This is a genomic window from Acinetobacter rudis (assembly GCF_000829675.1).
Classification (GTDB): Bacteria; Pseudomonadota; Gammaproteobacteria; order Pseudomonadales; family Moraxellaceae; genus Acinetobacter; species Acinetobacter rudis.
This window is the reverse complement of the sequence record NZ_BBRX01000121.1, coordinates 1-4,680: the sequence shown is the minus strand read 5'-3', so window position 1 is coordinate 4,680 and position 4,680 is coordinate 1. Positions and strand designations below refer to the sequence as shown.

Below are 4,680 nucleotides of genomic sequence, written 5' to 3'. Positions count from 1 at the left end.
ATTGATTGGGTGAGTCAAAAGTTAAAGTGATGATCGCATCGCTACTTTTACTGAATTGAATTGCACTCATGCTAGATCTCCTTATACCAATTCAATAATCGTGGCGATGCCCATACCGCCACCTACACAAAGCGTGGCGAGACCCCGCTTTTTACCTTGACGCTCAAGTTCATCAAGCAAGGTACCTAAAATCATGGCACCTGTTGCACCGAGCGGATGTCCTAACGCGATAGCACCACCATTGACATTGACTTTTTCGGCAGGGACATTGAGCTCATTGATAAACCGAAGTACAACGGCAGCAAAGGCTTCATTGACCTCAAAGAGATCAATATCGTCAATGCTAAGCCCAGCCTTGGCTAAGGCTTTTCGAGCAGCAGGAGCTGGCCCTGTTAACATAATGGTTGGATCGGTCCCCACCAAGGCGGTTGAAAGTACTTTGGCACGAGCTTTAAGACCATGCTGTTGTAAGGCTTGTTCAGAGGCAAACAGCACCAGAGCTGCACCATCGACAATACCAGAAGCATTACCTGCATGATGTACATGCTGAATTTTCTGTGCTTCTGGGTAGTGCTGTAATGCAATTGCATCGAAACCCATTTGCCCCATGGCGCTAAAACTTGGATTGAGCTGAGCGAGGCCTTGAAGTGTAGTTTGGGGTTTAATAAACTCATCACGATCTAAAATCACCACACCTGCTTGATCTTTGACTGGTATAACAGAGCGGTCAAAGTAGCCTTGCGTTTGCGCATGTGCGGCTTTTTGTTGAGAGGCCAGTGCAAATGCATCGACCTGCTCACGACTATAACCATCTAAAGTTGCAATTAAATCAGCACCGATGCCTTGCGGAACAAAACCTGATTTTAAGTTGGTTTCAGGGTCAAGCGCCCAAGGACCACCATCTGAACCCATTGCAACACGTGACATCGATTCAACGCCACCAGCAATCACCAGATCTTCCCAGCCCGAACGAATTTTTTGTGCGGCAATATTGACAGCTTCTAATCCAGATGCACAAAAACGGTTGATTTGCATACCGGCAACATCGTTATCCCAACCCGCTGCAATTGCTGCAGTCTTGGCAATGTTGCCCCCTTGGTCAGCAATTGGTGTGACACAGCCTAAAACAATATCGTCAATCATCGCGGTATCTAGTTTTTGCCGCTGCTGTAATTGATGGAGTAGAGTGGTCAGTAGCGTAATGGGTTTCACTTCATACAGTGCACCGTCTTTTTTCCCTTTGCCACGTGGCGTGCGAATCGCATCGACGATATAAGCCTCGCTCATGTTCTTTTCCTTTTTATTGCGCAAAATATTAATCAGTTGTGTACAACAGTGTAGTGCATGGAGGCGAGAGTGCAATGACGATAATGATGTTGGAAAATGATTGTTTTGATCATTTCACTGATGACTAAAACAACTCACCCAAGCACAGATAGGCTTGGGTGAGGATATAAAAATGTTGGTTTTGATCAAATGACTATAGGGTCACACTCATGATAAACACACAGTGCTTAAGACATATAGCCGTGCAATTGGCGATAAAGACCCGGTGTTACCCCTGTCCACTTTTTAAAAGCACGATGGAATGTACTGGTTTCACTAAAACCAACCTGCTGAGCGACATCTTCTAAAGTCAATTTGGGGTTGAGTAATAGGTGAATGGCAGCATCACGGCGCAGAGCATCTTTAACACCTTGATAGCTTTTACCCTCAGCCGCTAAACGACGACGTAAGGTTTGAGGTGATAGGTACAACATCGATGCAACATCGTTAAGTGTTGGCATCTCTTCACCGATTTGACTCTTAAGCACATCACGAATACGTGAGGTGAGCGAGTTGTTGTTTTTAAACTTTACCAACAATTGTGCAGGAGCAGCTTTTAAAAACTCTTCTAAGCTTTCATCATTTTGACGTAGAGGTAAGTCCAGATAGTCAGCTGCAAAAGTGATTTCAGTACGTGGTGCATCAAACTGCATCACCGGTGCAAAGAATAAAGCATCATATTCATCTGCATGGTTTGGACGTGGGTAGTTAAAATGTACACGCTCAAGTGGAATGCGTCGTTCGATCAGCCATGAGGCTAGTCCATGCCAGATCATCAACATACTTTCAGTAATATAGTGATCAGGGTCCATGGTTTTAGGGACTAAAGGCACTAAGCGTGCCTCGTGTTTATCTCGTTCCAAAGTCACTGACCATTCATCACCAAACAATTTATAAAATTGTGAAGAAAGTTCGAGTGCATCACCGAGGGTTTTTGCATGGACAATCAATTGACACATGATTGCAAAGGTACCTAGACGACGTGGCTGTATATCAAAGCCAACATGTTCATCTTGGGTGACCATCCAGAGCATGCGGATAAAACGCGTATATTGTTCTGGTGAAATACGAGCTTTGGGTTGGCGAAGTAATTCGGCCTCAATCCCAACGTGAGACAGCAAAGTTTCGACATCCATGCCTAAACGTTTGACGCCTGTCAATGCAGCATTGACGAAATGGATACTGATGGTATCCCGACTCATGTTAAATTCTTCAGTCTCTTTGATATTCACAAATATTTGGCCCAAATGACGAATTAAATAGTTAAATTGGCAATTTACAACGAAGCAAATCTGATTTTGCCATGTTAAATGGCAGAAATGAACAGGGTAAATGGCTGAAGATGACATTGTTTTTCAGGTTTTTTACTTTATAACATAGTTTAAGCATTTATATGATCAAGGATGAAACGCATGAGTGCGGCTTTAAGTGGATTGAAAATACTGGATTTTTCTGGATTATTGCCTGGACCATTTGCCACAATGTATCTGGCAGACTTAGGTGCAGAAGTTATACATATTGAATCGCCTACTCGGCCAGATTTAGTTCGATTATTTGCACCTTATGCTTTTGGACAGTCAGCAGCATACAATTATTTAAACCGCAATAAGCAGTCTATTGCTTTAGATTTAAAACAACCAGATAGCATTCAATTGATTTATGACAAAATCAAAGATTTTGACATTGTCCTTGAACAATTTCGCCCTGGCGTAATGCAGCGCTTGGGACTTGATTATGACACTTTGGCAAAAATTCACCCTGGACTGATCTATTGTTCAATTACAGGTTATGGTCAAACGAGTGACTATAAAGATCGGGCTGGGCACGATATTAACTATATCGCGCTATCGGGTATCGCGGGCCATAGTGGACGTAAAGCCAGTGGTCCTCCTGCGCAAGGCATACAGATTGCAGATATTGCAGGTGGCTCAATGCATGCCATGATTGCAATTTTAGCTGCAGTCATTGAGCGACAAAAAAGTGGCTTGGGTCAATATATTGATATCTCAATGACCGATTGTGTGGCCAGTCTCAACAGTATGGCGGCTGCAGCCAGTCTAGCGGGTGCCCCTCAGCAGGTTGAAGGGGAGTTACTGAATGGTGGAAGTTTTTACGACTACTATGCAACACGTGATGGTCGTTACTTATCTATCGGTAGTTTAGAACCCCAGTTCCAATTAGGTTTGGCAGACGCTTTAGCACTCCCGATCATTGTAGAAAAAGGCAGTTCGATGGATGCAAATGATCGTGCACAGGTGAAGCAAGCCATTTCTCAAGTGATCTCAAAACAAGATCTTGACTATTGGCAGGCACATTTTGCCAAGCTTGATTTGTGTGTAGAAGCAGTTTTGAGTTTAGATGAAGCCTTACATTCAGATTTGGCTCAGCAACGTCAATGGTTAGTCGATGTACCTGTGGAGCAGCAAAGTGCAGAAACAATCAAACAAATGGCTTGTCCAATAAAGTTTTCTCGTTCGAAAATGAGATATGACTATATTGGGCAAGCTTTGGGGCAGGGTAAGTGGCCTAAATAAAAAAGCACTGTTTATTATCTAATCGCCTGATATTTCAAACAATATATTTAGGCGACAGTGCTTAGCATCCTAATTTAATGTAATAGAGCTTTGCAACTCATTGGAAATTAGCAATAATTACCACTCGACTAAAGTCTAGTATTTTGGAAATTGGGTTGTTGAAATGGAATTAATACAAAAAAATGGTCAGCCACATTATGGACGGTTTACGCACATTCCACGTTCTATACGTGTAGAGCGTTATGTATATAAGACACCTTATGGCAAGTTGCTTACTGGTTGGCGTAAGCAACTAAAATATAAAAAGTTTAAATTTTGTAGTATTCAACATGAGCACTACAGTATTGGTGTTGCGATTGCAGATATTGCGTGGATGGGTCATGGTTTTTTCTATGTGTATGACCATGAAACATCACAAGTACAGAGCTGGAATGCCAACCAGTTCTTGGCGCGTAATACGGTGGTTGATGAGCAGCCTTTATTTAATCAAAGTCACTTCAATCATGCGCCCTATAAACTTGAAATGCAGCATGCCAATGGTGTGCGTTATATCCAAGTGAGTAAGCATGGTGATATTAGACTTAAGGCACGAATCTTTTGTGCAGGAACTGATCCACTAAGTATGTGTAGTCCAACAGGCATCAATGGTTGGACGTATACGCAAAAACTCACGACCTTAGCTGTTGAAGGTTTTTTTCTAGATCGAAATAACCAACAGATTGAGTTTAATCATCAAAGTTTAGCTGCCTTAGATGATACCTGTGGTTTTCTGCGCCCAGAAACCGCTTGGTTCTGGTTGTCTTGTAGTTTTTGGGATAAA

General features: G+C 42.6%; 4 protein-coding genes. 2 read left to right on the top strand and 2 right to left on the bottom strand.

What is annotated here, in order from left to right; translation table 11 throughout:
• Positions 1–81: 81 nt before the first annotated feature.
• Both Aru01_RS17890 and Aru01_RS17885 read right to left on the bottom strand, forming a co-directional pair.
• Positions 82–1,287, bottom strand: a complete 1,206-nt coding sequence (locus Aru01_RS17890; protein ID WP_016655020.1) for an acetyl-CoA C-acetyltransferase — start codon at positions 1,285–1,287, stop codon at positions 82–84.
• Between the two features lie 227 nt (positions 1,288–1,514).
• On the bottom strand, positions 1,515–2,528 hold the full coding sequence (locus Aru01_RS17885; RefSeq protein WP_040331042.1) for an AraC family transcriptional regulator: 1,014 nt from the start codon (positions 2,526–2,528) through the stop codon (positions 1,515–1,517).
• 210 nt (positions 2,529–2,738) lie between these two features.
• Here Aru01_RS17885 and Aru01_RS17880 point away from each other — a divergent pair, with 210 nt between their 5' ends.
• Together Aru01_RS17880 and Aru01_RS17875 are read left to right on the top strand one after the other, a co-directional pair.
• A complete protein-coding gene (locus Aru01_RS17880; protein ID WP_016655022.1) occupies positions 2,739–3,860 on the top strand; it encodes a CaiB/BaiF CoA transferase family protein in 1,122 nt (373 codons plus the stop codon).
• A gap of 163 nt (positions 3,861–4,023) precedes the next feature.
• Positions 4,024–4,680, top strand: a 657-nt coding sequence (locus Aru01_RS17875) for a DUF2804 family protein (RefSeq protein WP_042111743.1), incomplete at its 3' end; no start/stop codon positions are given.